The 25,450-nt window shown below is 52.4% G+C and carries 18 protein-coding genes; 14 read left to right on the forward strand and 4 right to left on the reverse strand.

Features of this window, described 5'->3' with window-relative positions:
• Positions 1-16: 16 nt before the first annotated feature.
• Positions 17-2,155, reverse strand: a complete 2,139-nt coding sequence (locus tag FKG94_RS02525; RefSeq protein WP_142902588.1) for an MltF family protein — start codon at positions 2,153-2,155, stop codon at positions 17-19.
• Between the two features lie 94 nt (positions 2,156-2,249).
• Positions 2,250-3,593, reverse strand: a complete 1,344-nt coding sequence (gene xseA / locus FKG94_RS02530; RefSeq protein WP_142902651.1) for an exodeoxyribonuclease VII large subunit — start codon at positions 3,591-3,593, stop codon at positions 2,250-2,252.
• A gap of 179 nt (positions 3,594-3,772) precedes the next feature.
• On the opposite strand from xseA, the gene guaB reads away from it, so the two are divergent.
• The 9 genes from guaB (at position 3,773) to FKG94_RS02575 (ending at position 15,183) form a co-directional block, all read left to right on the forward strand.
• Complete coding sequence (gene guaB, locus FKG94_RS02535) at positions 3,773-5,248, forward strand: IMP dehydrogenase (RefSeq protein WP_142902589.1); 1,476 nt, start codon at positions 3,773-3,775, stop codon at positions 5,246-5,248.
• An 85-nt stretch (positions 5,249-5,333) separates the two neighbouring features.
• The gene (gene guaA / locus FKG94_RS02540) at positions 5,334-6,911 is read left to right on the forward strand and encodes a glutamine-hydrolyzing GMP synthase (RefSeq protein WP_142902590.1); all 1,578 of its coding nucleotides are present in this window, start codon (positions 5,334-5,336) and stop codon (positions 6,909-6,911) included.
• 486 nt (positions 6,912-7,397) lie between these two features.
• On the forward strand, positions 7,398-7,847 hold the full coding sequence (locus FKG94_RS02545; RefSeq protein WP_142902591.1) for a hypothetical protein: 450 nt from the start codon (positions 7,398-7,400) through the stop codon (positions 7,845-7,847).
• 1 nt (position 7,848) lies between these two features.
• The gene (locus FKG94_RS02550) at positions 7,849-10,911 is read left to right on the forward strand and encodes an HsdM family class I SAM-dependent methyltransferase (protein ID WP_142902592.1); all 3,063 of its coding nucleotides are present in this window, start codon (positions 7,849-7,851) and stop codon (positions 10,909-10,911) included.
• Positions 10,912-10,920: 9 nt separating this feature from the next.
• A complete protein-coding gene (locus FKG94_RS02555; protein ID WP_142902593.1) occupies positions 10,921-11,562 on the forward strand; it encodes a hypothetical protein in 642 nt (213 codons plus the stop codon).
• 558 nt (positions 11,563-12,120) lie between these two features.
• On the forward strand, positions 12,121-12,582 hold the full coding sequence (locus FKG94_RS02560) for an RDD family protein (protein WP_142902594.1): 462 nt from the start codon (positions 12,121-12,123) through the stop codon (positions 12,580-12,582).
• Positions 12,583-12,859: 277 nt separating this feature from the next.
• On the forward strand, positions 12,860-13,600 hold the full coding sequence (blaDIM, locus tag FKG94_RS02565; protein ID WP_142902595.1) for a DIM/SIM/IMP family subclass B1 metallo-beta-lactamase: 741 nt from the start codon (positions 12,860-12,862) through the stop codon (positions 13,598-13,600).
• Between the two features lie 359 nt (positions 13,601-13,959).
• Positions 13,960-14,397, forward strand: a complete 438-nt coding sequence (locus FKG94_RS02570) for a VOC family protein (protein WP_142902596.1) — start codon at positions 13,960-13,962, stop codon at positions 14,395-14,397.
• 9 nt (positions 14,398-14,406) lie between these two features.
• Entirely contained in the window at positions 14,407-15,183 is a 777-nt protein-coding gene (locus FKG94_RS02575) for an alpha/beta hydrolase (protein WP_142902597.1), read from the forward strand.
• Between the two features lie 217 nt (positions 15,184-15,400).
• Here FKG94_RS02575 and FKG94_RS02580 read toward each other — a convergent pair whose 3' ends face one another.
• Positions 15,401-16,759 (reverse strand): glycoside hydrolase family 19 protein, encoded by a 1,359-nt coding sequence (locus FKG94_RS02580; protein WP_142902598.1) that lies wholly within the window; start codon positions 16,757-16,759, stop codon positions 15,401-15,403.
• Between the two features lie 1,254 nt (positions 16,760-18,013).
• Between FKG94_RS02580 and FKG94_RS02585 the strand changes: the two genes are divergently transcribed.
• On the forward strand, positions 18,014-18,460 hold the full coding sequence (locus tag FKG94_RS02585; protein ID WP_142902599.1) for a hypothetical protein: 447 nt from the start codon (positions 18,014-18,016) through the stop codon (positions 18,458-18,460).
• 87 nt (positions 18,461-18,547) lie between these two features.
• Here FKG94_RS02585 and FKG94_RS02590 read toward each other — a convergent pair whose 3' ends face one another.
• Positions 18,548-20,833, reverse strand: coding sequence for a molybdopterin-dependent oxidoreductase (locus FKG94_RS02590; protein WP_142902600.1), 2,286 nt, complete (start codon positions 20,831-20,833; stop codon positions 18,548-18,550).
• A 254-nt stretch (positions 20,834-21,087) separates the two neighbouring features.
• Here FKG94_RS02590 and FKG94_RS02595 point away from each other — a divergent pair, with 254 nt between their 5' ends.
• The 4 genes from FKG94_RS02595 (at position 21,088) to vioD (ending at position 25,427) form a co-directional block, all read left to right on the forward strand.
• Positions 21,088-21,549, forward strand: a complete 462-nt coding sequence (locus tag FKG94_RS02595; RefSeq protein WP_218943405.1) for a winged helix-turn-helix transcriptional regulator — start codon at positions 21,088-21,090, stop codon at positions 21,547-21,549.
• Between the two features lie 764 nt (positions 21,550-22,313).
• Positions 22,314-23,024: a LuxR C-terminal-related transcriptional regulator gene (locus FKG94_RS02600; RefSeq protein WP_142902602.1), complete on the forward strand. Its 711-nt coding sequence runs from the start codon at positions 22,314-22,316 to the stop codon at positions 23,022-23,024.
• Positions 23,025-23,310: 286 nt separating this feature from the next.
• Complete coding sequence (locus FKG94_RS02605; protein WP_179957455.1) at positions 23,311-24,231, forward strand: aspartyl/asparaginyl beta-hydroxylase domain-containing protein; 921 nt, start codon at positions 23,311-23,313, stop codon at positions 24,229-24,231.
• Positions 24,232-24,299: 68 nt separating this feature from the next.
• Entirely contained in the window at positions 24,300-25,427 is a 1,128-nt protein-coding gene (gene vioD, locus FKG94_RS02610) for a capreomycidine synthase (RefSeq protein WP_142902604.1), read from the forward strand.
• Positions 25,428-25,450 lie beyond the last annotated feature (23 nt).

A 25,450-nucleotide genomic window follows, 5' to 3' on the forward strand; every position in this document is an offset into this window, starting at 1 on the left:
GTGCCGGGCACCGTTTTTAAAGCGATAGATAAGCCCGGTAACGCTCCCGGATACCGCGCACATAGTTAACCGGTTCGCGCCCGCGCACGTAACCAAAGCGTGCTTTACTGGCGTATTCCTGTTTGCTCAATAACAACATCGTGGTTTCCACATTGTCGAACCAACGATCCGGGTCGAGCCCTTTTTGGCGCGCCAGACGCCTGGCGTCGTATACGTGGCCGTAACCGGCGTTGTAGGCCGCCAGTGTGAACCAGAGTCTCTCTTCCAGCGGCAGGTGCGCCTCGAACCTGTCCCTGACCCAGTTCAGGTATTGCACGCCGGCATGGATGCCGCTGTGCACGGAAAACGGTACCTCGTAGCCCATTTGCCTGGCGGTGCGGGGCATGACCTGCAACAAACCTTGGGCGCCGGCGAAAGATTCGGCATCGGGGTCGAAACGACTTTCCTGATACATCTGCGCCACGATCAGGCGCCAGTCGAGCTGATAGGCGCGCGCGGCGGCGCGCACCACGTCATCATAGGGCGATAGCGCCCCGTCCCGGTTGAGCCGCTGGCCCTGGTATTTCTGGATGCGTTTTGGGTTCTTGAAGTACTTGTTGTAAGTCACGTTGAAGAACAATCCCCGGTGGTGTTTTTTCAAGTAGCTGTTCAACGCTGCCAAGAGCTCCGGATTGTCTTTGCGCACCGCCCAGGCGTGCTGTCGCTCCGGTTGGACGACAAAGCCCGGCTGCAGGCCGTCCACGAAGCGGTGTTCGATAGCCACCAGGTGGCTGTCCGCCAGTGTGGCATCGAAGCTGCCGTTGGCGACACCGATCAGCAATTCGTCGGTATTCATGTGGGCCGGTGCCGCCTGCAGGGTAAACTGGTGGCCCTGCTGTAGCCAGGTGGTGGCGGTCTGCCAATAGGCGGTGTTTTTTCTCACCACCAGGGTCCGGCCCTGAAGATTGTCGAGTGTTTGCAGGGCGGGGCGATCGCTGCCGGTCACCAGTTGTTCACCAACTGTGTTGTAGGGGCGCGTGAAGGTGAGGTCGCGGCGGCTGCGCGCCGGCGTGACCGTAAACGATGCGGCGATCAGGTCGCCGCGGCCCTGGTTCAGCCAATCGATCATATCGGCTTCCGGCGGCGCTACCACCACCTCCAGTTTCAGTTGCTGTGATTTGGCAAAGCGTTTGACCAGATCGTATTCAAAGCCCATCAGTTCGCCGCGCCAGAGGAAATAATTGGTCGGTGTATTGCGGGTGATCATCCGCAGTGTTTTGCGTTTTTTGATACCCGGCAGGTCGTCGCGAAACCTGGCCTGGTGATCTCGCAGAGTCAGGATTTCGGTGATAAACAGATTCAGTTGCGCCAGCAGTTGCCCGGCGTTCGGGCGCACCGCCCAGGCAATATTGCGCGGCGGGCTGATGGTGGTGCCGACGCGAAAATCGTTGCGGTAGGCGCTCACCGACAGGGCGATATCGTGATCGAGTACGGTAGCGTCAAATTCGCCGCTGTTAACTCGATCCAGCAGCGCATCGGGGTCGGCGGCGTCGGTAAGGGATACGATCTGCAGGTCGAGTGTCGGGTTTTCGAGTGCGAGCTGCTGCAGCGATTCCTCATAGGCACTGCCGGCGGCCACTGCCACTGTTTTGTTGTTGAGTGCTTCTATCCGGTCGATCGGCGCGGCATCGACGGCGCTGATGATATGTTCCCGCACCTGGTTGATCGGCAGGGTAAAATCCACTCGCTCGGCGCGCGCCGGGGTGTGGGTAAGATTGGTGACGATAATATCACCCCGGCCTGCCAGGAGCGCCGGAATCAAGGCGTCCAGGCTGTCGACGGTCACCCACTGGACCTCGAGTTGGAGGTTAGCGGCGAATTCCTCGGTCATCTGCCGGTACGCCTCGGTGGGCAGGCCCTGGCGCGGCAGGGCGGGATCCGTATCCCAGCGGGGCACCAGCAGGCGCAGCCGGTCGTGTTGCCGGATTGCGTCCAGGTCGCCTTGTTCGATATAGGGCGGTGGGCCGGCGACAATCGTTGCGGCGGCTGTCTCGGCGGGCGATGCCGCGGGCGGAGGGTCGCCGGAACAGCCTGTGGTCAGCAGCAGGACTGTGAGTTGGGCGGCGAGCAGGACGCCTAGTTTACCGATCTGCAGTAGTGATAGTTTTGTATTCATAAGGCGAGTCTGCAGTTGAGCTGCTGTTTTTCTGGATCGCTGTTTTCGTTCGAGCAGGCAGGCCAGAGCTTGGGTGCTGTGTGGATTGTACGAACTACCGCGTCGCCTTCACTTCGCACACTAATTGCCCTTGTGACAGGCGCGCCGTGACTTCATCTCCCGGTTGCATCCTGGCCGCATCGCGCACCAGGCCGCCTTGCTTGTCGCTGACGATGGCGTAGCCGCGGGCCAGCACATTTAGCGGGCTGACCGATTGCAGTAACTGCGAAGCCGCGGCCAGGCGCTGCCGCTGCTGTTGCAGCAGCGTTTGGGTACGGGTTTGCAGCCGGCTGCGCAGATGTTGCAGGCGCTGCTGATAATTGTCGATCAACCCTTCGGGGTGCAGGCGCTGCTGGCGCAACGCGAGCTGTTGCAGGTTGGCCGCCTGTCGCTGTAGTACGGCGCCCATACTTTTGATCAGGCGCATTTCCAGGTGATCGAGGTGTTGGGCCCGGCTTTGCAGCCGCTCACCGGGGTGGCGCAGGCGCGTGCGCAGATGGTCGAGATGCCGGCGGGCAGTATCGATCTGTCGCTGCATGGCCTGGGTCAGGAGCACTTCGTAGCCTTGGTAGGTTTGCAGCCAGTCGCCGCCGTCGGGACTCACCAGTTCCGCCGCCGCCGAGGGGGTGGGGGCGCGCACATCGGCGACAAAATCGGCAATGGTAAAATCCACCTCATGACCGACAGCGCTGACAATCGGGATGCGGCTGGCGGCGATGGCGCGCGCCACGGTTTCTTCATTGAACGCCCATAAATCTTCCAGCGAGCCGCCGCCGCGGCCGAGAATAATGGTGTCGATGGCGGGGTGTTTATGGGCCAGGCCGATGGCATTGATAATGGCCGGCGCCGCCTCGGGTCCCTGCACCGTCACCGGAATCACCGACACCGGGGTGGCGGGAAAGCGCCGCGCCAGCACTGTGAGAATATCGCGCACGGCGGCGCCGGTGGGCGAGGTGATAACGGCAATATGTTCGGGCAGGCCCGGCAGCGGTTGCTTGCGCTCGGGGTCAAACAGGCCCTCGGCGGCCAGCTTCGCCTTGAGCTCTTCGAATGCCCGCTGCAAAGCACCGTGGCCGGCCTCCTCCATATGCTCGACAATGAGCTGGTAATTGCCGCGTGGCTCGTACAGGCTGGCCCGGGCCCGCACCAGGACCTGTTGGCCGCGCTCGGGGACAAACCGCACCTGGCTGTTGCGATTGCGGAACATGGCGCAACTGATCTGCGCCGCACTGTCTTTAAGGCTGAAATACCAGTGGCCGGAGGAATGTCGGGTCAGATTGGAAATTTCGCCTTCCACCCACAGCAGCGACAGGTGGGTCTCGAGCAGTTGCCGGACTTTTTTATTGAGCTGGCTGACGCTGAGGATATCGCGCTGGGCGGTTGTGGTGGCAGTGTGCATGGCGGCATTATAAGTCACTGCCGCCACAAACCCCAGTTGGATATTCCAGTTTACCGGTTGTGCACAAAAGCCTATAATTGCGGGTTTACCTGCGGGTATGGCCAAGCTGGTAAGGAAGTGCCTTTTAATTAAGCGCCATCGCCGCGCCATGCCCCTGCACAGCTTGAGGTTGGACCCCTATGTTACGTATCGCTCAGGAAGCCCTTACCTTTGATGATGTCTTGCTGGTGCCCGGTTACTCGTCCGTTACCGCCAGGGACGTCTCCCTGGTGACGCAGTTGACGCGAAAGATTCATCTCAATATTCCCCTGGTGTCCGCCGCCATGGACACGGTTACCGAATCGCGCCTCGCCATCGCCCTGGCGCAGGAGGGTGGCATCGGTATTATTCACAAGAGTATGAGCATCGAACAGCAGGCGCTGGAGGTGCGGGCGGTGAAGAAGTTTGAAGCCGGTGTAGTGAAAAACCCCATTACGATTGAGTCAAACGCCACCATCCGGGACCTGGTGGCGCTCACCAAACAGCACAATATATCCGGTGTGCCGGTGTTGGAAAACGGCGACCTGGTGGGCATAGTCACCGGTCGCGACGTGCGTTTCGAAACCAATCTCGACGCTACCGTGGCCAGTATAATGACCGGCAAACAAAAGCTGGTGACGGCGAAGGAAGGCACTGATGCCGATGCCGTGCGCGGCCTGCTGCACAAGCATCGCATCGAGAAAGTACTGGTGGTCAACGACAACTTCGAGCTGCGCGGCCTGATCACGGTTAAAGACATCAATAAAGCCGAGACCTTTCCCAATGCCTGTAAAGATCCCGAGGGCCGCCTGCGGGTCGGCGCCTCGGTCGGCACCAGTCCCGATACGGACGACCGCGTCGCCGCGCTGATCGAGGCCGGCGCCGATGTGCTGGTGGTCGATACCGCCCACGGGCACTCCCGCAATGTGATCGACCGGGTCAAACGGATTAAAGACCAGTACCCGGATATGCAGGTGATCGGCGGTAATATCGCCACCGGCGAAGCGGCCAAGGCGCTGGTGGAGGCGGGCGCCGACGGGGTAAAAGTGGGCATAGGGCCCGGCTCCATCTGCACCACCCGGATTGTCAGCGGGGTGGGTATGCCCCAGGTGTCGGCGGTCGCCAATGTGGTGACCGCGCTCAAAGGTTCCGATGTGCCTGTTATCTCCGACGGCGGCATTCGCTTTTCGGGGGATATTGCCAAGGCCCTGGTGGCCGGTGCCCACTGCGTGATGATGGGTTCGATGTTTGCCGGTACGGAAGAGGCGCCCGGCGAAGTGGAACTGTTTCAGGGTCGCACCTACAAGTCCTATCGCGGTATGGGTTCTCTCGGTGCCATGGCGCGAACCCAAGGCTCCTCCGACCGTTATTTTCAGGATGCCAGCCAGGGCACGGAGAAACTGGTGCCGGAAGGTATTGAAGGTCGGGTGCCCTACAAGGGGCCGCTGTCGGCGATTGTGCACCAGATGATGGGCGGCGTGCAGTCGGCGATGGGGTATACGGGTTGCGTGGACATTCCCACCATGCGCACCAAGCCCGAGTTCGTCAGGGTGACTGCCGCGGGCATGGGAGAGAGCCATGTTCACGATGTTCAAATTACCAAGGAAGCGCCCAATTACCCGGTGGGGGGGAGATAGACGTCGACACTATACAGCCCGCGGCCTAAAGCCGCGGGCTGGAAACAGTAAACCGCCCGCCGCCCGTTTTTCTACGAGATTCGCAATGACCCAGGATATACACGCCCAACGTATTTTAATTCTCGATTTTGGTTCCCAGTACACACAGTTGATTGCCCGCCGGGTGCGCGAAGTCGGTGTGTATTCGGAAATTCGCGCTTTCGATATGAGCGAGCGGGAGATACGGGAGTTCGAGCCGCGGGGCATTATTCTGGCCGGCGGGCCTGAATCGGTGACCACCGGCACCTCGCCGCGGGCCCCCGATGTGGTTTTTACGCTCGGCGTGCCGGTGCTTGGCATCTGCTATGGGATGCAGACGATGGCCGAGCAACTGGGCGGCGAGGTGGAAACATCGCCGCTACACGAATTTGGATATGCCCAGGTGAAAGTGCAGGGCAAGAGTGCGCTGCTGCACGACATCAAGGATCACGTCGACCACGATGGTGGTGCCTTGCTGGATGTGTGGATGAGTCACGGCGACAAAGTAAAACGCATGCCCGCCGGCTTCGAACTGCTGGCCTCCACCGATTCCTGCCCCATTGCCGGTATGTACTGTGAGGAAAGAGATTTTTACGGCGTGCAGTTTCACCCGGAGGTCACTCACACGCTGCAGGGTAAACGCATTTTCGAGCACTTTGTGCTGGAGCTTTGCGGCTGTGAGGTGTTGTGGACGGCGGCGAATATCGTCGAAGACGCCGTGCGCAAAGTGCGCGAACAGGTGGGCGGCGACAAGGTGTTGCTGGGGTTGTCCGGCGGGGTCGACTCCTCGGTGGTGGCGGCGCTGCTGCACCGGGCCATCGGCACCCAGTTGACCTGTGTGTTTGTGGACAACGGCCTGTTGCGCAAGAACGAAGGCGACCAGGTGATGGATATGTTTGCCAAGAACATGGGGGTCAAGGTAATTCGCGCCGATGCCGAGGCGCTGTTTCTGGGTAAACTGGAAGGCGCCGATGAGCCGGAACAAAAGCGCAAGATTATCGGCAACACGTTTATCGAGGTGTTTGATCGGGAGGCGCACAAGCTTGCCGATGTGAGATGGCTGGCGCAGGGCACCATCTACCCGGATGTAATTGAGTCCGCCGCGGCTAAAACCGGCAAGGCCCATGTGATCAAATCCCATCACAATGTGGGCGGCCTGCCTGAGGATATGCAGTTTGAGCTGGTAGAACCGTTGCGCGAACTGTTCAAGGACGAGGTGCGGCAAATCGGTTTGGAGCTGGGGCTGCCCTACGATATGGTGTATCGCCACCCGTTTCCCGGGCCGGGTCTGGGGGTGAGAATTCTCGGTGAAGTCAGGAAGGAATACGCGGATATCCTGCGTGAGGCCGACGCTATTTTTATCGAAGAGCTGCACGCTGCCGGCTGGTATCACAAAACCAGCCAGGCGTTTGCGGTATTTCTACCGGTCAAGTCGGTCGGTGTGGTGGGCGACGGCCGCCGCTATGAATGGGTGATTGCACTGCGCGCGGTGGAGACGGTGGATTTTATGACCGCCCGCTGGGCCCACCTGCCCTATGAACTCCTGGCCAAAGTTTCCAGCCGCATTATTAATGAAATTGCCGGTGTGTCGCGGGTGACCTATGACGTTTCGAGCAAACCGCCGGCGACGATTGAGTGGGAGTAGGTGGGGCTTTATCAAATCATGGTATTTGGACGCTCAATCAACAAATTGCCCGCTTTTGTTTGATGATCTTTGAGTCTCCTAGCTTAACTAGGGATTATGCTGCTACGGCGAGGCTCTCCGCTCTTCAAGGTTGGCGTTGAGCCAGAGTTAATAAGCCATAGTTGCTCTTAGCTGCAAGCATTGGGTCGGCAAGACGTCAATCTCCCCAGAATATATAGCGCAGTCTCATTAAGGTTCGGCAGAGCATGGCTGCTAACTTCAGTTCCCGTGATTAGTTACCAGCTAAAGATACCTTTGCTTCACCTCTTGGGAGGTGTGGCAGGATTATATGGGGGGCATCATGCGCTAAAAATCACTATCTCATTGATTTAAAATGGCCTGTCACTATCTCGGGACATCCCTGTCTTTGGGGTGACTGTATATTAGGTGGCGTTCGCAACAAAACTGTGCTAAATTTAGCGCAGTTTTGCATGGGAGGCAGCCAGGATGTCGCAGGGTATTAAGATAACAACAAAGGACATCTGTACAGCTTTAGATATTGGCCGTCATCAGATCCGAACCTGGGCAGAGACCCTTGCACCTTATTCTAGCCGTGCTACCAGGGAAAGGTCGGCCAATCGCTATGATTCCGGTGATCTACTCTTTTTTGCTGTTGTAAAGTATTTACACGAATCTTTGGGTGTATCAATTCCCTTTATCTCTGGATTCTCCGAATCTCTGTATGCCTGTGTTAGGGAGCCCCAGGACCCAGGTTCAACACCCTTTATATTTATAAGTGCAGAGAATCGAAAATGTATCAGGCTGGTTCCTGAAGAGGTTTCTCAGCAAGGAATTGTGGTTGATTTACAGCCTGCTCAAGCACAAGTGTATAAATTTCTGGGTATATCGACCCAGCAGCAAGCCCAGTTGCAGTTGGGTTTAATAAAAGTGAATTAATATGATTTCGGCGACATGGTTAAAATCGTTACGGTTAGAAGATCGTAAATCGCCTGAATTCATCCAGTCAGGAGATGATTTAGGTGGCGTTCGACACAGCTCCTTAATTCGTAAATCTTTTGATGAGTTGGGATTGGCAGCGGTACACTGCATCTCTGGTGTGCCCAGTGTTGCATTTCTCGTACAAGACTCTCTCGATCAAAACCAAATCGACAAAGTGCATAAAGCACTTTGGAATCAAGGTTTGGCGACACTTCTGCTTGTCATTACTGGTGATACACTAAGGGCATACTCCCTATCTCAGCTTCCGAAATCAGATCAACAGTCATCCGAAAGGTTAGTAAAAGTCTTTGACTTGCTGAGTGATGCACTAGAACTTAAAGATCTAGTGTTGGGTGTGGAGTCGGGCAGGTTTGTAAATGAACATTCAGAGAAATTTGATACTAAGTATCGAGTTGACCAGATCCTGCTGACAAATCTCGAAACAACTGTTAAGCGTCTTGTCGGTAGCGGTTTACAGCTTGAGTCTGCACAAGCGTTGTTAATGCAGATTATGTTTATCGCCTATCTTGAAGATAAAGAGATCATAAATGCCGAGTATTTCTATGCGGGAACGGGTAACTCTAAAATCGATTCTCTAGTCTCTCTTTTGGGGGACAGGCATGTTGCTAAATTCAACAAGCTTTTTAAATTGTTGAAAGAGCATTTTAATGGTGATCTATTCGTAGCTCCGTGTTCTTTCGAGGTAAATGAGCAGGTTGAAAAAGTAACAGAAGAGCACATTGAAGTTCTTTCAGAGTTCCGCGCAGGAAATGTGGATTTGAATTCCGGTCAGTTTCAGTTCTGGCCCTATGATTTTAAATTTATCCCCATTGATCTTATAAGCGCAGTTTATGATAGGTTTCTTGGTTACGATCCAATAACCCGGCGTGAATCCGGTGCTTACTATACCCCTATGTTCTTGGCAGACCTTGTGGCCGAGCAAGCATGGTCTGAATTATCCGCTAAGCAAAGATCAGAAGGTAAGTTTGTAGATCCCTCTTGTGGTTCGGGTATTTTTCTTGTCAGATTGTTTGAAAAAGCTATTGATGAATGGCAGGTTCAGCACAACAACCAGCGACCAACATGGCCCGCCCTCAAGGCTATGCTGAAAAGAATCCATGGTTTTGATGTTAAAAAAGAAGCCGTTCGTGTAGCAGCGTTTTCTCTATACATAGCCTTGCTTGAAAATACCCGCCCAGCAGAGCTCTTAGCGCTTATGGAGAAGGGGCGTCTACTGCCTAAGCTGTGTGGTGAAACTCTTAATGCCATAGATTTCTTTGAAGTTGATGCAGGCAGCAATAAATACGATCTGATAGTTGGAAATCCACCCTGGATTAGTAGGAGGGGCGATCAAAAAATAGCTGAACATTGGTGCAAAGAAAATGGGTATGAGATGCCCGCCAAAGAAATGGCGTGGGATTTTGCATGGAAGGCCCTTTCCCATGCTAATAAGGATGGTGTCGCGGCTTTGCTTCTAAAAGCTACTAGTTTTCTGACAAACCATAGCCCGACGTTTATCAAAACTCGTAAGCAGTGGATGTCTAGAAGCAGAATAAAGCGCATTGTTAATTTTGCTGATACACGTTTTCAGCTTTTTGAGGGAGGTGATGCTCCTGCGGTGCTCGCTATTTATCAGCCAATCAAACAAGAAGGCAAGCACTATAGCTTTGATTACTGGGTTCCAAAAGCCGATTTGAATTTGAAAACTAATAGGTTAATGACTCTTAGTAGTGCTGATCAGGCAAAATTGCCGATAGATCTGGTGATTAAAGATCAGCTGTTTATGAAACGGCGTATGTGGATGCAAACGCCGGATGAAAAATTGTTTCAATATTTAAGTGGGTTGCCAAAGCTTGAAAGAACGCTTGTTACCTATCAGCAATCAAGAAAAATTGAAGCTGATACTGATGGAAAGTGGATTATTGGTCAGGGGTTTAAGCCTGCACAGGAAAACAAACTCAATGATAGTAACTATAAAACATCGATTTCCGAAATAGTTGACAAGATTCCGCATTTGCCAACGAATATGTTTAAAGCAATAGTTATGCCTGAAATAGAAACAGGAGGCTGGAACACAAACTTAGTACATAGAAAGGGGTTTGAGCAAGGTTTTAAAGCTCCGCATGTGTTAATACCTCAAGGTGTCTCTAGTGAACAAGGGCGTTTGCGGGCTAGCTTTTGTGATCAGGACTTAAGTTTTAGGGATTCTATTCAAGCTATTAGTTTTGATAGAAGTGAGGAGGATCGGGCTAAATTTTTGACTGTGCTTTTAAATAGTTCGTTTACAGCATGGTTTTTATTTCACCATAGTTCTAATACTGGCATGGAGCGAGATAAAGTTCATCAGGAGCAATTGCTCGATATACCATTTCCATTGCCTGAGGATATGAATGATGCGAGTCGAGCTAGGAAAGCTTTCAAGCACAGCGTTGAGTTAATAGACAGGCTTGCTGAGAATAAAGGTGATTTACTTGTTGAGGAATCTTCTCAAATATATTCACAAATAGATCGCATTGTTTGCGACTATTTTGGTCTTGGCGCGTCGGACATTTTTCTGATAGAGGATACGCTTAATCATATTGTTTCAAGTATGCAGCCGAGAGCAAATTCAAAGAAAACCCCAAGCTTATGGATGGATACTACGGAAAAGGATTGGGCTAATTATTCGGAATCTCTATCTTCATCGCTGGAAAGGTGGATCGATGCACCGCTTAAGGCTGTGTCTGAGGTCGGAGGAGTTTCTAAAGATTTGGTTGTATTAGCTGTGCAGCTTACAAGTGATACGAGTATGCCCAGGTTTTCAAATAATCAAGGCCAAGATGTTGATATCGCTTTGTCTAAAATTTGGCGAGCTTTGCCTAAATCCTTACCGGGTAATTTTCAGCTTATTCCAGATTTGCGAATTTTTATTGATGATATTCTTTATATCGTTAAACCGCGGAAGAAACGGTTTTGGCTAAGGTCTACAGCCTTTGCTGATGCGGATGCTATTGCGTCTGATTTGTTGAGTCAGCAAGGGTAAGGATCGGATATGACAATTGGGAAGTCTACTCTATGGCTGAATAGTATAAAGGATGTTGATAAGGAATTAATCAAGTGTGTGGAGCGGGTTTGGCCTGCTGTGATTTCAAGGCTTTCTGCTTTAGATGTTGAAGATAAAATTACTGAGCGTCTTGTGAATATTCTGAGAAAAGAAAGGGACGTATGGAACCTCGGTTTTCTTGATCTTCAATTTAAGCTGAGAGAAGAAGAAAAAGACGGTGATTTTACGACGAAGGGAATTATCGATATTGTTTTGTTTCTCGATAATAGCTACCAAAAATATATTGCGTATGAAGCTAAGCGTTTAAATACCGTTGATAGTTCTGGTAAACGCAAGGCTTCTCAAGCTGGCAAGTATTTAGAGCAGGGCGTAGTAAGGTATGTGACGGCTCAATATTCTGAAAAACTGCCTTATGGTTGTATGCTTGGGTATGTAATGGATGGCGATCAAGTTTTTGCTTTTCAGCAGATAGTTTCGGCGATGGGCGGTCGGAAAGCTCTTCTCAATATCAATTCTACTGATATTGAGTCTCGCGTTGCTTATTACACTGAGTTTGAAACGGTGCACATGAGAAAAAGTAGTAAAACAGAAATTGTTGTAAGGCACCGGCTGTTTTCTATTCCGGCCTAGTGGTTATTGTAAGTCTGTAGCTTTAGGCGGCGACTTTTAAATTAGTGGCTTGAGTGTTAGCTAATTGCGCTGACCAGCGCTGGTAAGGCTTGATAGGCGCGAGTGCGTGCACCGCTGCCGCCTTGATTTTTTTTACACATGCTACTGGTCAAGTATGCCCAGTCCTGGTGTGCCGAAAAACCCTGGTAGAAGCACTTCGGTATCGCGTCCGTGATAGCCGCATAGAGTATCGCAGACATTTTGCATAGGAACTATTTTAGTTCATAAAAACTGAATAAAAATATTTTGAGAAAAATCTTGAAAAATCCTCACGATGGAATTGAATGATTTTCAATGGCCGTGCGTTTGACATACTTTTACCATCCCTGGATGCTAATTTACAATTCTCCAGTATTGTCCTGTTAGTCATCTCCGCTACTCTCTCGCTGGTTGTCAAAAACCTGACAATGAAAGAAAAAGTCAAAATACACAATAAGCACAGGCACCAGGATAAACTTTCGGCTGAACTCCAAATGTTTCCATTGCTGCGTGCGTCAGATATCTATCGAGAGTATTACTATGGAACCAACATTGGAAAAAAACGAGCAAACATTGGCTAGTAGATGGAGCAGGCTGCTTGCATTTCTGATTGACAGCATTGTTCTTATCGTATCTTTCTCGCCGGTGATCTGGCTGAGTGGCGTGTTTGATGATGAGGATTCTGCTCAGATTTCTACGGCGGCGATTTTAACGCTTATTGTACTGGGTTACGCTCTTTTTTTTGCCATCAATTGGCTGCCTTTAAAGGAGCAGGCTCAAACTTGGGGAAAACGGTTCTTGAATATTAAGATTGTTGGAGACGATGGGTGCAAGCTACCAATTAAAGACTTAATATTTAAAAGATACGCCTTCGGTTTTGGTGTCGGGTTTATTCCTGTTGTAGGTGATTTTTTCGTGCTGGTTAATCATCTGTTTATATTTACAGCGAGTAAAAAGTGCTTACATGATCATGTTGCAAAGTCCAGTGTGGTCAATGCCTAATAAGCGACTGTGATGTCAAGCCGCAGGCCTGATGTCGCTTTCTGCCCAGTAAGTCCCGTCCCTTATTATCCTATTTAGTCAAGGCGGTCGGCCGTATATACAGGCACTTGCACTACTGCAGTCCAGGTGCTTATACTTGATGGTCTTTAGTATATTCGGCAAGTTATAAGTGGGGTGCCGCGATAAGCAAAAAATGTAGCTTATTGCTGGGGTGAAAAACTGGTAAGTATAGTGAAAAACGCTTGCTCTATTTTGAAAGGTTCTGTGATTAATCAAAATGAAAACCTATTTAGTGATATTTTCATTCTTTCTCATTGGGAGTAGTTTTGCGAGCGACGGGATACCCGATCTTATCATCGAAGAAATTCAAAAGGGTGTATATCTACATAAATCATTCAGTCACATCGACGGCTTTGGGTTAGTCAGCTCAAATGGGGTTGTCGTTGTCGACGAGGGAAAAGCATTTATCGTCGATACACCCTGGTCGGACCGAGATACGCAAAAGCTTGTGGAATGGATAGCAGAGAAAAACTACGATTTACTTGGAAGTATTTCTACACATTCACACGAAGATAGAACCGCCGGTATAAAATGGCTTAACGCCAACGCAATCCCGACTTACGCTTCGGCCTTAACCAACTCAATTTTACACAAGCAAGACAAAGCGTTAGCAAAATATACCCTCGAAGATATAGAATCCCCTATCGCAGGCGGTCTGGTAGAAATTTTCTATCCCGGGGGTGGCCATACGATAGACAACATCGTTGTCTGGCTTCCAAAATCAAAAGTATTAGTTGGAGGTTGTTTGGTTCGAAGCCTGGCGGCCAAGGGGTTAGGTTATACCGGTGAAGCGCATATCGGCAATTGGTCCAAATCAGTGGATAAGGTGCAGTCAAGATACGCCGATGCCAAGCTTGTCATTCCCGGTCATGGTAAAGTCGGTGATACTCAGCTATTGCTGCATACCAAGACACTGGCTGAGTCGGCCTACAATAAGCTGGCCGAGCCTACCGAATAGTTCCCGTGAAAGAGTCAAACACGGTGAATGCCATCAAAATGCGCTGTGTACCAGCCGCAATACTTAAATGCCAGTCGGGGGAACTTCAATCTGACCCTAACCTCGCGCGGCCATGCCCGGTTGATCAAGCCGGCATATTTCGGTAGTTTGTGCAGTTGCAGCCCACCAACGGATATTTGCCGCCTGGGGCTATGGAGACCCTCCGGTAGGGACCCCGGGGGAGGCGAGCGCTGGTTGCGCAAATGGGTCTGCCGGCGGATGCAATAACCGATGCACACTCTTGGCAGTGATCACCGGCTCGCCGTCCCAGAAGGCTAACCCGGCCGCAACACGGCCAACATAAAAAGGCAATCCGAACCATGTTTGAAATAGCCGCCATTGACCATATCGTCTTGCGTACCAGTCGTCGCGAACAGATGTTGCAGTTTTACTGCGGAGTGCTGGGTTGCCGGGTGGAGCGGGAAACGGCTCCGGAGACCGGCCTGACCCAATTGCGGGCCGGCAACGCGCTGATCGATATCGTTACGATCGACAGTGATTTAGGCCGTCGCGGCGGTCCCGCACCGGCGGCCGATGGCAACAACCTCGACCATTTCTGCCTCCAGCTCAAGCCGGTTGCGGAACAGGCTATGCGCGAATATCTGCAGACTCACGGCATAGAGGCCGGTGAATTTAAGCGCCGTTACGGCGCGCAGGGTTTTGGTCCCTCCCTGTATATCAGGGACCCGGAGGGCAATACCGTTGAACTCAAATCCCAGTTGCCGCCTGAGGATGGCGATGGTGGCTCCGGCAACTAGGCAAGCGGCGTGAAAGGCTTCTTTATAACCGTCCTCGTCGGCTATGTGCTGCTGTGTCTGCTGCTCGGCTTGTCCCAGCGGCGGCTGCTTTACTTTCCGCAGGCCGCCGAGCCGGTGCGACAGGCGGAGGGGATCAGTTTCGACAATGCCGGAATCATGTTGCGCGGCTGGGTACTCAACCCGGGCCGGGACAGGGCGGTGTTGTATTACGGCGGCAATGCCGAAAATGTTGAATACAACATCGATTTTTTTCGGGCGGTTTTGCCTGAATACAGCGTTTACCTGATACCTTACCGCGGCTACGGCAACAGTGACGGCAGCCCCAGCGAGGCGGGGTTTTACAGCGACGCGCTGTATATTCACGACCAGGTCAGACCGCGTCACACCAGCGTGGCGTTGATAGGCCGCAGCCTCGGCAGCGGGGTGGCGACCTATGTGGCCGCCGAGCGGGATGTTGAACGGGTACTGTTGGTAAGCCCCTTCGACAGTGTTGAAAACCTGGCGAAGCAGCGTTTTCGGATATTCCCCGTCGGTCTCTTGCTGGTGGATAAATACCGCTCCTATGAACGCGCCCGGCGTATCGATGCGCCGGTGCTGGTGTTGATTGCCGAAAACGACCAGGTGGTTCCCCGCCCCCGCACAGATGCACTGCTCGCCGCCTTTACGCCAGAGCAACAGGTGGAGGCGGTGGTGATCAAAAATGCGGGGCACAATGATATTTCCGGGTTTGCCCAGTACAGCTCACAGGTGCGCAACTTTTTTTCGGCGGCTGCGACACTACCCTAAGTTGTCGCTGTATGGTGTGGAGGCAGTAGTTTTCGAGGAGGCGGTCTTTGCCTTTATTTTTTGGATAGAAAGGGAAGACAGAAAGTCGGGCACTTTGGTGTCAAAGTAGTTGCTGATCCTTTGCGGGACAGTTTTTTCCTGCAATCGCTAACCTCCTGTTCTCATTGAGACCGCGCCGCGACACACCCGTCGCGGCGCATTGAACATCAAGCGGATATCAACAACCGGTGTTACCCGGCCCGACCGTAGTCCCCAGAATCTGCACAAAGTTGACATAACGATTGATCCGCGCCTGCACCTTGGCCGGTTGCCTGCCGCCGCATTCCAGCGCGCCGTTGATACTTCTGATCGTCTCGCCAAAGCCGCGTCCACCCACCATCGCCGCGTGTGGGGTCATGGTACCGGGGCCGCTCTGGGTCATCCAATACCAGATCCCGGTTTTCATCGCGATAGCCGGGTTCTGTGCCACCAGGTTCGGGTTGTGGAGCAGATCGATACCCAGTGCCGCGCCAGCGGCGCCGTAGTTAAAGTTCCAACTCAATTGAATCGGACCGCGACCAAAGTACTGGTAGTGCACACCGCCTTTGTCACAATTGGCGGTAAAGCCGGTGCTGCGCGCGTAATTGGGGTCGCAGTAGCTGTCGTGATTGGCGGTATTGATTTCAGTGATATAAACCAGATCGCCTGTTTCATGCCCGACATTGGCGAGAAACGCCGCTGCCTCGCGCTTTTGTGTATCGATGCTGCCGGTTTTTGCAAAAGCCGGATAGGCTGACAGCGCATTGACCAGACCCTGGTAGGTATAGAAAGGATTGCGCGACGGGAACATGCTGTTGAATTGCGCTTCGCTGACGACAAAGCCGCCGCTGGAGGAGGAACTGCTGGAGCTGGACGAACTGGAACTAGAGCTGGAGCCGCCGCAGCCCGCCGAAGTCGGGTCCCAGAACCAGGTGCTGATAACCGGGCTGTAACCGGGGTTGGCGTGCTCCGCAATATAGTTACTGCCCTGATAGCTCACAATATCCCCGGCATTATAAGGCCGACCGGCAACCCAGACCGGGCAGGCACCGCCGCCGCTGGAGGACGAGCTGCTGGAGCTGGAGGAACTTGAGCTGGAACTTGAACTGGAGCCGCCGCATCCGCTCGAAGTGGGCTCCCAGAACCAGGTGCTGATAACCGGGCTGTAACCGGGATTGGCGTGCTCCGCAATATAGTTATTGCCCTGATAGCTGACAATATCGCCGGCATTGTAAAAGCGGCCCGCGACCCAGGCCGAGCAGGTGCCGCCGCCGGAGGAAGAACTGCTCGAACTGGAGCTCGAGGAACTGGAGCCGCTGCAACCGTCACAGTTTCCCTGCAAACGCCACTCCTGGGATTGACCGGAACGGGTTTCGGGATTGTCGCCCTGGGTCCACCAGGCTGCAGTATAAGTCTTGCAGTTGTGGGCGACCTGGGCACCACCGCTGTAGGCGGTGCCCGGGTTCCATGCCGGTATGCCGGCGCAGTTAACGGCCAGTGCCTGGGCCGAGAGTAAATAAACGCCTACTATTGCGGAGATTCGCCATAAAACGCTCATTGATTGTCACCTTTCGAAAATGGAGTAAAAAAGATTTACACCGATCGGGGATCGGCATTGCCGGGGGGGCTTGCGAGGGCGGCTGTGTGTCTTTCGTCAATCTACCGGGCTGTTCCCCCTGCGACTGATCGCACCTGACACCCTCTGGCTCCAGCGCCATCCGGCTGCTAGCGGGTTGACACATAAAACTTTTTTTTGTCACGTTATATTTCTTCACTGTCCATTTGGCTCAATAAAGACAACGTTGTCCAAAAGGTATATGCAGTGGGACAACGTTGTCAATCGGTTTTCGGATATAGCCCTGCCGGGAAGTCCCAAGTGTGAACAAGCGAGCAAACTGTTATTGGCGTCTGTATTGCCTCGGGGTTTAAGCCGAAGGGGCGCCGCCGATCGTTGCCGATGGATAGGCGAGCGTGAATTGCGCTTTCATACCCGACTACAGGTATTGGCGATGTGATGACTTGCAGAAATAAGCGAGTCGGCTGGATAAGCCTTATTGTGATCGCTATTGGCGGTCTCGACAGGTCACTGCGGGTTTGCGGTGATAGATACAGCACTAGAACTGTGCAAGACGGGGTGCCGGAGCTACTCTTTCGCCAGGTGATCTCCGCCTGTTGCAGCCTGACTGCGCCTGATACAAGTCGAGCGACCAATGCAGGGTAGTCTGTGTCTGATAGTTGTGTTGTGCGCATCTGCCGGCGAGGTGGCGGCCGGCATCTGGAGCGCCGCGGCCGACTCGACAGCGTTGCCTTCTATAAACACTGCCGTATTTTTTATGTTCGCGCGGGAACAGGTGCTCTGTCTCGACATTAACAGCACGATAGTAAAGGTAGGTACAAATTATTTAAAAAAGTAACTCAGCGCGATTGTCGTGCGATGATCGCAGTAAGTCGTCACAATGGAGAAATCCTCTCGCTGCGGGGAACTTATTAATCAATCAAAAAACTAACTAACAGTCTGTAAGGGGCTGGACTTATGTTCCCCCAATACAGGAAATTCTCTACTGAAGGACAGGCGAGGCTATCCCGCTTTTGTTTATCCGAGGTGTCGGTTTGCAGTAACTCGCTGACGATAAAAGCAGGGTGGTTTTGAAAGATTTAACAGATATTCTCTCTACCCCTACATCCACCAAGCGGTATGTTTTCAATTCTGGTTTCCGGTTTTTGGGCTACCAGGGGGAGGGTGGCTGCAGCGAAATTTCACCAACCGGTGGGCAAACTCTCAAGCCAGCACAATCATTTAAAGAGGCGTGTTATGTTACAAGTAAGCGTACCCCGGCAAAAACTAGCCTGGTCTCTTTTTGGACTTCGGCTGGGTATTTTTATCGTGATGGTTATGTGGACAGTGGATAAATTCGTGAACCCGGAACATGCCGCTGCAGTATTCAAGACGTTTTATATGATTGAAGGCCTGAGTAACATGGGCGCCTACGTGGTAGGTGCCCTCCAGGCTGCCGTCATCCTGGCCTTTTTGGTGGGATTTCAAAAACGTTGGTCAACGGGGTTGGTATTGGCGATGCATTTGGTGTCGACACTAACGCCTATGGCCCGCTATTTCGATCCCTGGGCGGGCTCAAATCTGCTGTTTTTCGCAGCCTGGCCGATGCTTTTCGCCATCGTCGCTTTGTATATACTGCGAGACTACGATACGCAGTTCTCCGTAGCAGCAACCGTCCCGGCGAGCAAAGGAAGCTCATCTTGACTCCCGTTCTGGCAAAGAGGCGACCTTTGTCTGTTTCCTCAGTACCGCGAAACAGCCGCCTCCCGGTTAGTCCGCCCAGACTCTCAGTCAAGCCTCGCTGATATAGATGTTAGCCGGTACAAACTTGTGCAGCGGCGTGCCGATAAACTTGTCCCGATGATCGCTGCTGGTCAGCTCATTGGCGTAAACACCGCTGTCGACAGGTTTGCCCGCCTCATCTTCGAAATGCATACCCTGGCCATTGGGCACTGAAAGCGTGCCGGGATGCAGCCGTTCATCGTAGGCCACTCTGGCCTCGGCTTGGCCGCCCTTGGTTTTAAGGGTAACCCTCGCCCCGTCGGGAATATTTAACCGTTGCGCGTCGTCGGGGTGGATGGTCAATGCCGTCGCCGCTTTGCCTTTTGCCCAGCGGGGATCGCGAATTGCGCAATTGGCAGTGTAGGCACGTCGCGATCCGGCCACCAGGGCAAACGGGTATTCGGTCGATGTATCGACCAGCGGGCGCAGGCGCTGTAACTCGTCGAGTTCTTCAAATAGCTCGCCGATCACCAGCCGTATTTTATGATCCGGGAAGGGCACGCGTTTGAATGTGTCTGCGTGAGAGGCGACGGCAATCACGGCCCCGGAGGGCGAATCCAGCAGCGTGTTGAACAGAGCCGTGGCGGCCGCCGGTCCGGTAAAACCGGCTTTTGCCACATACTCGGGATAAGTCATGGCGAATACCTGGCACAGCCCCCAAACCGCGGCGGTGGTGGCCTTACCCTCCGGCAGGGTGGGCCCCAGCGTGCGATACAACACGTAGGAAATAGCTTTCTTTATCTTCGGATTACCCATTACCGCATTGAAAAACACATCCCGGTAAGTCTCTATGCCCGCGGCGGCGGCTTCGTGTAACTCATCGAGTTCGCCGTCGGCAAAGTACCCCAAGGCCTCGACCAGGCGCGCATGAATTTCCGCTTCCGGCAGGGTGCCCGGCAAGGGCGCTATCACAGGGGGACGCAAATGAAAGTAATTTTCAGGGAAGTTGCGGGGAAAGTAGGTCGCCTCCCATTTCTCGTACTGGGTGGATGCCGGCAGTATATAATCGCATTCCCGCGCGGTTTCCGTCATGGCGATATCTATCGCCACGCTGCACTCCAGCGAGCGAATGGCCCGGCGCAGCTTATCTGCCTGGGCCAGCGAGTGAACCGGGTTCGAACTCTCGATTACAATGGCCCGTGGTCGTTCATCGCTGTCGTTTAGGATTTCCTCGGCCAGGTAGTTGCCCGGGTACATATTGCTGTGAATCGGTGCTTTGGTCACCGGCAACTGCCGTCTCGATACCTCTTTATCGTTTTCATCCAGTTCGCCAAAACGGTCCACCGGCAGAATATCAACCAGTTGCACGGGAATTGCCAGGGTCCCCGGGCGTCCAAAATGACCGGTCAACAAACTGAGCAACATATTTAAGTAGGACACCAAAGTGGAATGCGGGGCCATTTGAACCCCGATATCCTCCTCTGTTGCGAAAGAGGTTGAGCGTGCAATGACGGCGGCGACTTCATTTACCTGCTCGGGCTCGAGACCGGCGAAACGCGCGTATTGTGCTACCGGTATAGCGTTGAATTTTGCCATGACTTTTTCGCAGCCACTGGTGTGTTCGCTCAACCACGCCAGCGGCAGGGTTTCGGCCTGGACAATACGACCGATAATGGCCGCCAGGCACCAGGCGTCGCGCCCCGGTTTCACCGCTAAATGGATATCGGCGTAGTCCGCTGTCTCCGAACGCCGGGGGTCGATAACAATCAGCGTGCGGGAGGCATCTTTGGCAATGGCGCGCAGGAAGTTTCTGGCCTGGTTCATCCCATTGCTCATAAACGGGTTCTTGCCCAGGAACATGACTGTCTGCGCTTTTTCAATTTCGGCGTGGGGGCAGGCGCCCAGCATCCGGCTAAACACCCACGCCAAGCCGGTTTTTTCCTGTGACAGGGCGTTGCCTTTATATTTGACACCCAGCACGCCGAGGGTTGAACTGCCGTAGGCCCCACCCAGGTGATTGCCCTGGCTGCCGCCGCCGTAATAGAAGATTCGCTCGCCGCCGTGGTGTTCTTTGATGGCCTGCAGCTTGGCGGCGATCTCTGCGATGGCGGTTTCCCAGCTTACCTGTTCGAAGCTACCGTCCTGGCGGCGGCGCAAGGGATGCTGCAGGCGCGCGGCACTGTTCTGATAGAAGTCGAGACGCGCGGCTTTGTTGCAGATGTAACCCTGGGACTTCGGGTGCGCTTTGTCTCCGCGAACTTTCACGATCTCGCGTTCGCCCTCTCCCCCCAGTTGTACCTCAACACCGCAGTTGACGTAGCACAGATTGCATGCCGTTTGCTTCCATTCGCTCATAGTCGACACCTCTTTATAGACGAAGATAAAAGACGCTATCGCCGTGAAGCTGATAGCCACAGGACGGAAACCCGGGCGGCTGGCGACGGATTATTATGGATTGTTACTAAAAAACTACCTTATATAAGGGCAACGCTGATAACCTTTTGGTTTCTTAACGAAACCATACGAATAGCTGAATTTATCATTGGAGGTTTTATTAAGCAACCATTGAATGCTACACTTTCGCCGTGTCACGAAAACGCTTCGACAAAATGAATTGCTCTATCGCCCGGGCCCTGGAGGTCTTGGGTGATTGGTGGACGTTTCTGATTATTCGGGAATGTTTTGTGGGTACCCGCAGATTCAGTGATTTTCAAACCAATCTCGGTATTGCGAAAAACATCCTCAGCAATCGACTACAGCATCTGGTGGATCACGGGGTGCTGGAGAGAGTCGAGGTACAGCAGCGGGGCAGCCGCCATGAATACTGGCTCACCGATCAGGGCAAAGATCTCTACACCACCTTAACGGCTCTGCGCGAGTGGTCCGACAAGTGGATTATGGGTAAAGGCAAGGAACCCATTGTGGTGAAAGATAGTCGCACCGGTAAACCCGTTCCGCCGGTGAAAGTCCTCGACTACGAAGGTAAGCCCGTTAACCCCAAGTATTTATCCATAGAGCCGGGCCCCGGTGCCGATGTCGAAACCCGCAAGCGTTTTAAAAGGGGATATTAGGCATTCAGGTGCTATATAGAGGTACTTGAATGCCAGTTCGGTTCTGGGAATACTCTCAAACACACAACCGCCTGGCGAAGCGCAGTGAAAGCCTGCCCCGGTTAGTCCCATCGGCACAAAGCATACAGAGTCGTATTCACGCGGGGACGTTCGTGTCAACTTTCTGAAATTTCTTCCGCGGTGGACTGATAGATTGGCGTTGTTGTCTCGATTGAGCTCTATTGCCGGCGACGGCCTTATCTTGAACAGTGATCGCTCGCGCCTTTTTGCTGTAAATGGTGCCTATTTTGTTGAAAAACGCCTCCCAGGCATATAACGACACCCGCTGACGCTGGATAATTTGTGTGTTGGTTCGGTAAGCTTCGTGGCTTAGTCGATACTACAGCCGGTGATGAGTGGCTTGAGGTTGCAGCTTTTGGAGTTGATATCAGCGTTGTTAGTGAATCCAGCGCCATCGTGGTGATTTGTGTGACGGGTTTGATGGATGGCCGGCTTCGGTCTCGCTGCAAATGTTAACCACCTTAGCGTATAAAAACAAAGATGGTCATTAATTCAATACCTATGTCCGGTTATCAGACGCTTTACTGTGAACAGATTACAAGGTTTTCTTACCACTTTGCTGCGTGTGACAGCAAAAGAACTTGTGACTAGAAATGTGAAGATTTCACATACATAAAGTATCAATTTTCATATAGTGACGACTTGAGCGGTTCCGTGAATTTATCAATTGATGGAAAATAAGCCGTAACACGGAGCGTTTCCGGATGATTACCATAGCTATCGTTTCAGATGTCAGAGTCTACGGGGAAGGACTGGCTCAGGCGCTTTCGAGTTCCGATACCCTCCAGGTGGTCAGCATCGAAGGCAGTGTAGAGAACGCTGTCACTACCCTGAAACAGTACCCCACCGATGCCGCTTTGCTGGATATGAGAATGGATGCCAGTTGTCGCCTGGCGGCGACACTGGTGCAGGCCTGCCCGGCGACCAAGTTACTGGCGCTGGCCATGCCGAAGGATGAAAATCATGTATTTGAATGTGTGGAGGCGGGGATAGCCGGCTATGTTCCCAAAGAGGCATCCACGGCTGAGGTCATAGACGCAATAACCAGAGTGAAAAACGGGGAGTTCTACTGTCCGCCTGAAATTGCAGCCTGTATCTTCAGCAAGGTTAGAAAAGTCGCCAAAGATGTAAAGACCCGGCAACCTCCAACAGTAAACCACGATGAGGAGTGTCTGTTTGCAGGGCTGACGAAAAGGGAGCGCCAAATCGTCTCACTGCTGGCTGACGGACTCTCCAATAAACAGATCTCCCGCGAACTGAACATCGAGGTCTCCACAGTCAAAAACCATGTCCACAACACGCTCGTCAAGTTGGGTGTGAAGAGTCGTACCCAGGCTGTATCGCTGTTGCAGCGCCTGTCTCGCCACAGTTTTTCTGAATCTTTAGATCTAGATCATCGCCTCGAGGTGCTGTAACGAACTAGATCCAAGAGCGTGTACCCTTTCTGAATCATTAATCCTTCATTAGATTTATTCAATTGTATTCTTAACCCTGGCAGACTTCTGTAGTAGACGGTGAGAGATAAATGCTGGGGGGCTTCTCTGTCCTACCGATATTTCCTTCCCCTTTGTCTTTTACAGAGAGCCATTGAAAGGTTGTAGCTGATGGATTTGGAGTTGTTGTAGTAGCCGATGTGCGGATATGGCGGTAAGTCCTATTGGGCGGCGCCTGGGTTGTTTTCTGATTAGGGATTGTGCACAAATGAATAGGGTTGGTTGGAACAGCACTGTTGAAAATAATCAAAGCGGTTGTCATAAAAGTGACCACGTAGCAGAGGCGGAGATAAGAAAGCATATTAAAAATATGAATTTCGCGCCCATCTCGCACTATTTTAAACCTGCTTTGCAACAAGCCTACCGAGACGAGCTGACACATTCACAATTCGTGCTGGAGACTATAGCAAATATAGGCAATGTCGCCTTGGCTGAAAGACCGGCCCTACTTATATTGATAATGACTGATGTCATTAGAAAACTTACCCGCCACGAGTCCGCTTTCTTCGATTGTGGCACTTTCCCATGGATAACTGACGTTGAAAAACTCTATCCCAGCATTGTCGATGAAGTGGAAGTTGCCTTAGACAACAGCGAAGTAATACCTGCTTTTCAGGAGATACAAAAAGAACAGGAAGAAATCACCTGCGATGAAAAATGGAAAGTAGTACTGTTTAAAGGCTATGGAGAAGATATCGATAAAAACCTGGATCTCTTTCCAAAGACGGCACAGCTACTTAACCACATACCCGGCTGGACAACCGGAATGTTCTCTATCTTGCTGCCCGGCAAGGAAATACCTGCCCACGTCGGCCCCTACGCCGGTGTTTTGCGCTACCACCTGGGGTTGAAAATACCCGATAACTGCGGCATCAGCGTCAGGGGCGAAGTGCGCACCTGGCAAGAGGGAAAAAGCCTGGTGTTTGACGATTCGTTTGAGCATTTCGCCTGGAACAGATCCGGCAAAAAGCGTGTTGTGTTGTTCGTCGACTTCTTACGACCTTTGCCTTTTCCGCTTAACCTCCTCAACGAGTGGGTGGTCTTGGAGGTCATGAATAACTCCGATTTTATTCGGGGGTTGGTTGATAACCTGCACAAATATAAAGCGCTGCATGAACTTTTAAATTAGTTGCAAATTTGTACACCTGGCTGGCGTTGCAGCCGCCGTTAGATGATTAGAGATAGTGTGAGTGGATAATGGAATATGAAACGCGCGGCAGGCTGGCTTCCTATGAACCCGCCTTATTGGAAAATTGGTACCGCTATAACTACTTCAACAACGAGATAGATATCAGCGGGAGCGGGGTAGAAGAATATACCTTTGGAGAAGTCAAAGAGATAGCGGGTTTTAGCTTTCGAGAGCTAGATCCTTTGCAGATCAGGGACTGTGAGACGGTCGGTGGCTTTGTTATCAGGAAACAGCTGGCTGACTTATTTGGAACCGGCAGTTCTGAAAGGGTGATGGTAACCAACGGTTCCAATGAGGCCCTGCAGTTGGTGGTACGCTCGATTCTCGCCGCCGGTGATGAAGTTGTCACCCAAGCCCCGTGCTATCACTGTCATGACAAGATTGCCCTGTCCATGGGTTGCACGGTAACAAAGTGGCAGTTTTCATCCCCTGAGAGTTTTGATCTGGATTTACATGACCTGCGTCGTCTTGTCACCAAAAAGACCAAGGCGGTTATCTTGAACTTTCCCCATAACCCAACGGGCGTCAGCATAACCCAACAGATGCTTGACGATATCGTCGATATCGTCAGGGAAAACGCTGCATTTCTGATCTGGGATGCCGCGTTTCAAGGGTTAACCTACGATACGCAGCCGTTGAGGGACCCTGTTAACGACTACGATAAAGTTGTAAGCGTGGGAACCTTTTCAAAAGTGTATGGCGCGCCCGGCCTGCGATTTGGCTGGATAATTGCTGCGCCGGAGATTCTAGCCGGCTGTGTCCGCCAGAAAGACTACGGCAATTTATTTGTGGCGCCCATTATTGAATTTGTAGCTGAAAAAATGCTGGCGAAAATCGATGACTTTTCGCAGCCGAGGTTGCTGCAGGCCGGAGACAACCGGGAAATTGTCGATACATGGATTCGGAAAAATAAACGGCTGGATTGGCGATTGCCGGACGGCGGTGTATGCGGGTTGATGACGTTGCCGCCGGGCATCGATGACACTGATTTCTGCAAAAGCCTGCTGGCAGAGTACGGTGTTTTGCTGGTCCCGGGAAGCTGTTTCGACAGACCTGGCTGCGTACGCTTGGGCTTTGGTGGAAACACCGCAGAATTGAAAGAAGGGCTTTGTAGATTAGGTAGGTTTATTAGATAAACAGTCATTCGAAGGACTGAGTT

It is taken from the genome of Exilibacterium tricleocarpae (genome assembly GCF_007004655.1).
Classification (GTDB): Bacteria; Pseudomonadota; Gammaproteobacteria; order Pseudomonadales; family Cellvibrionaceae; genus Exilibacterium; species Exilibacterium tricleocarpae.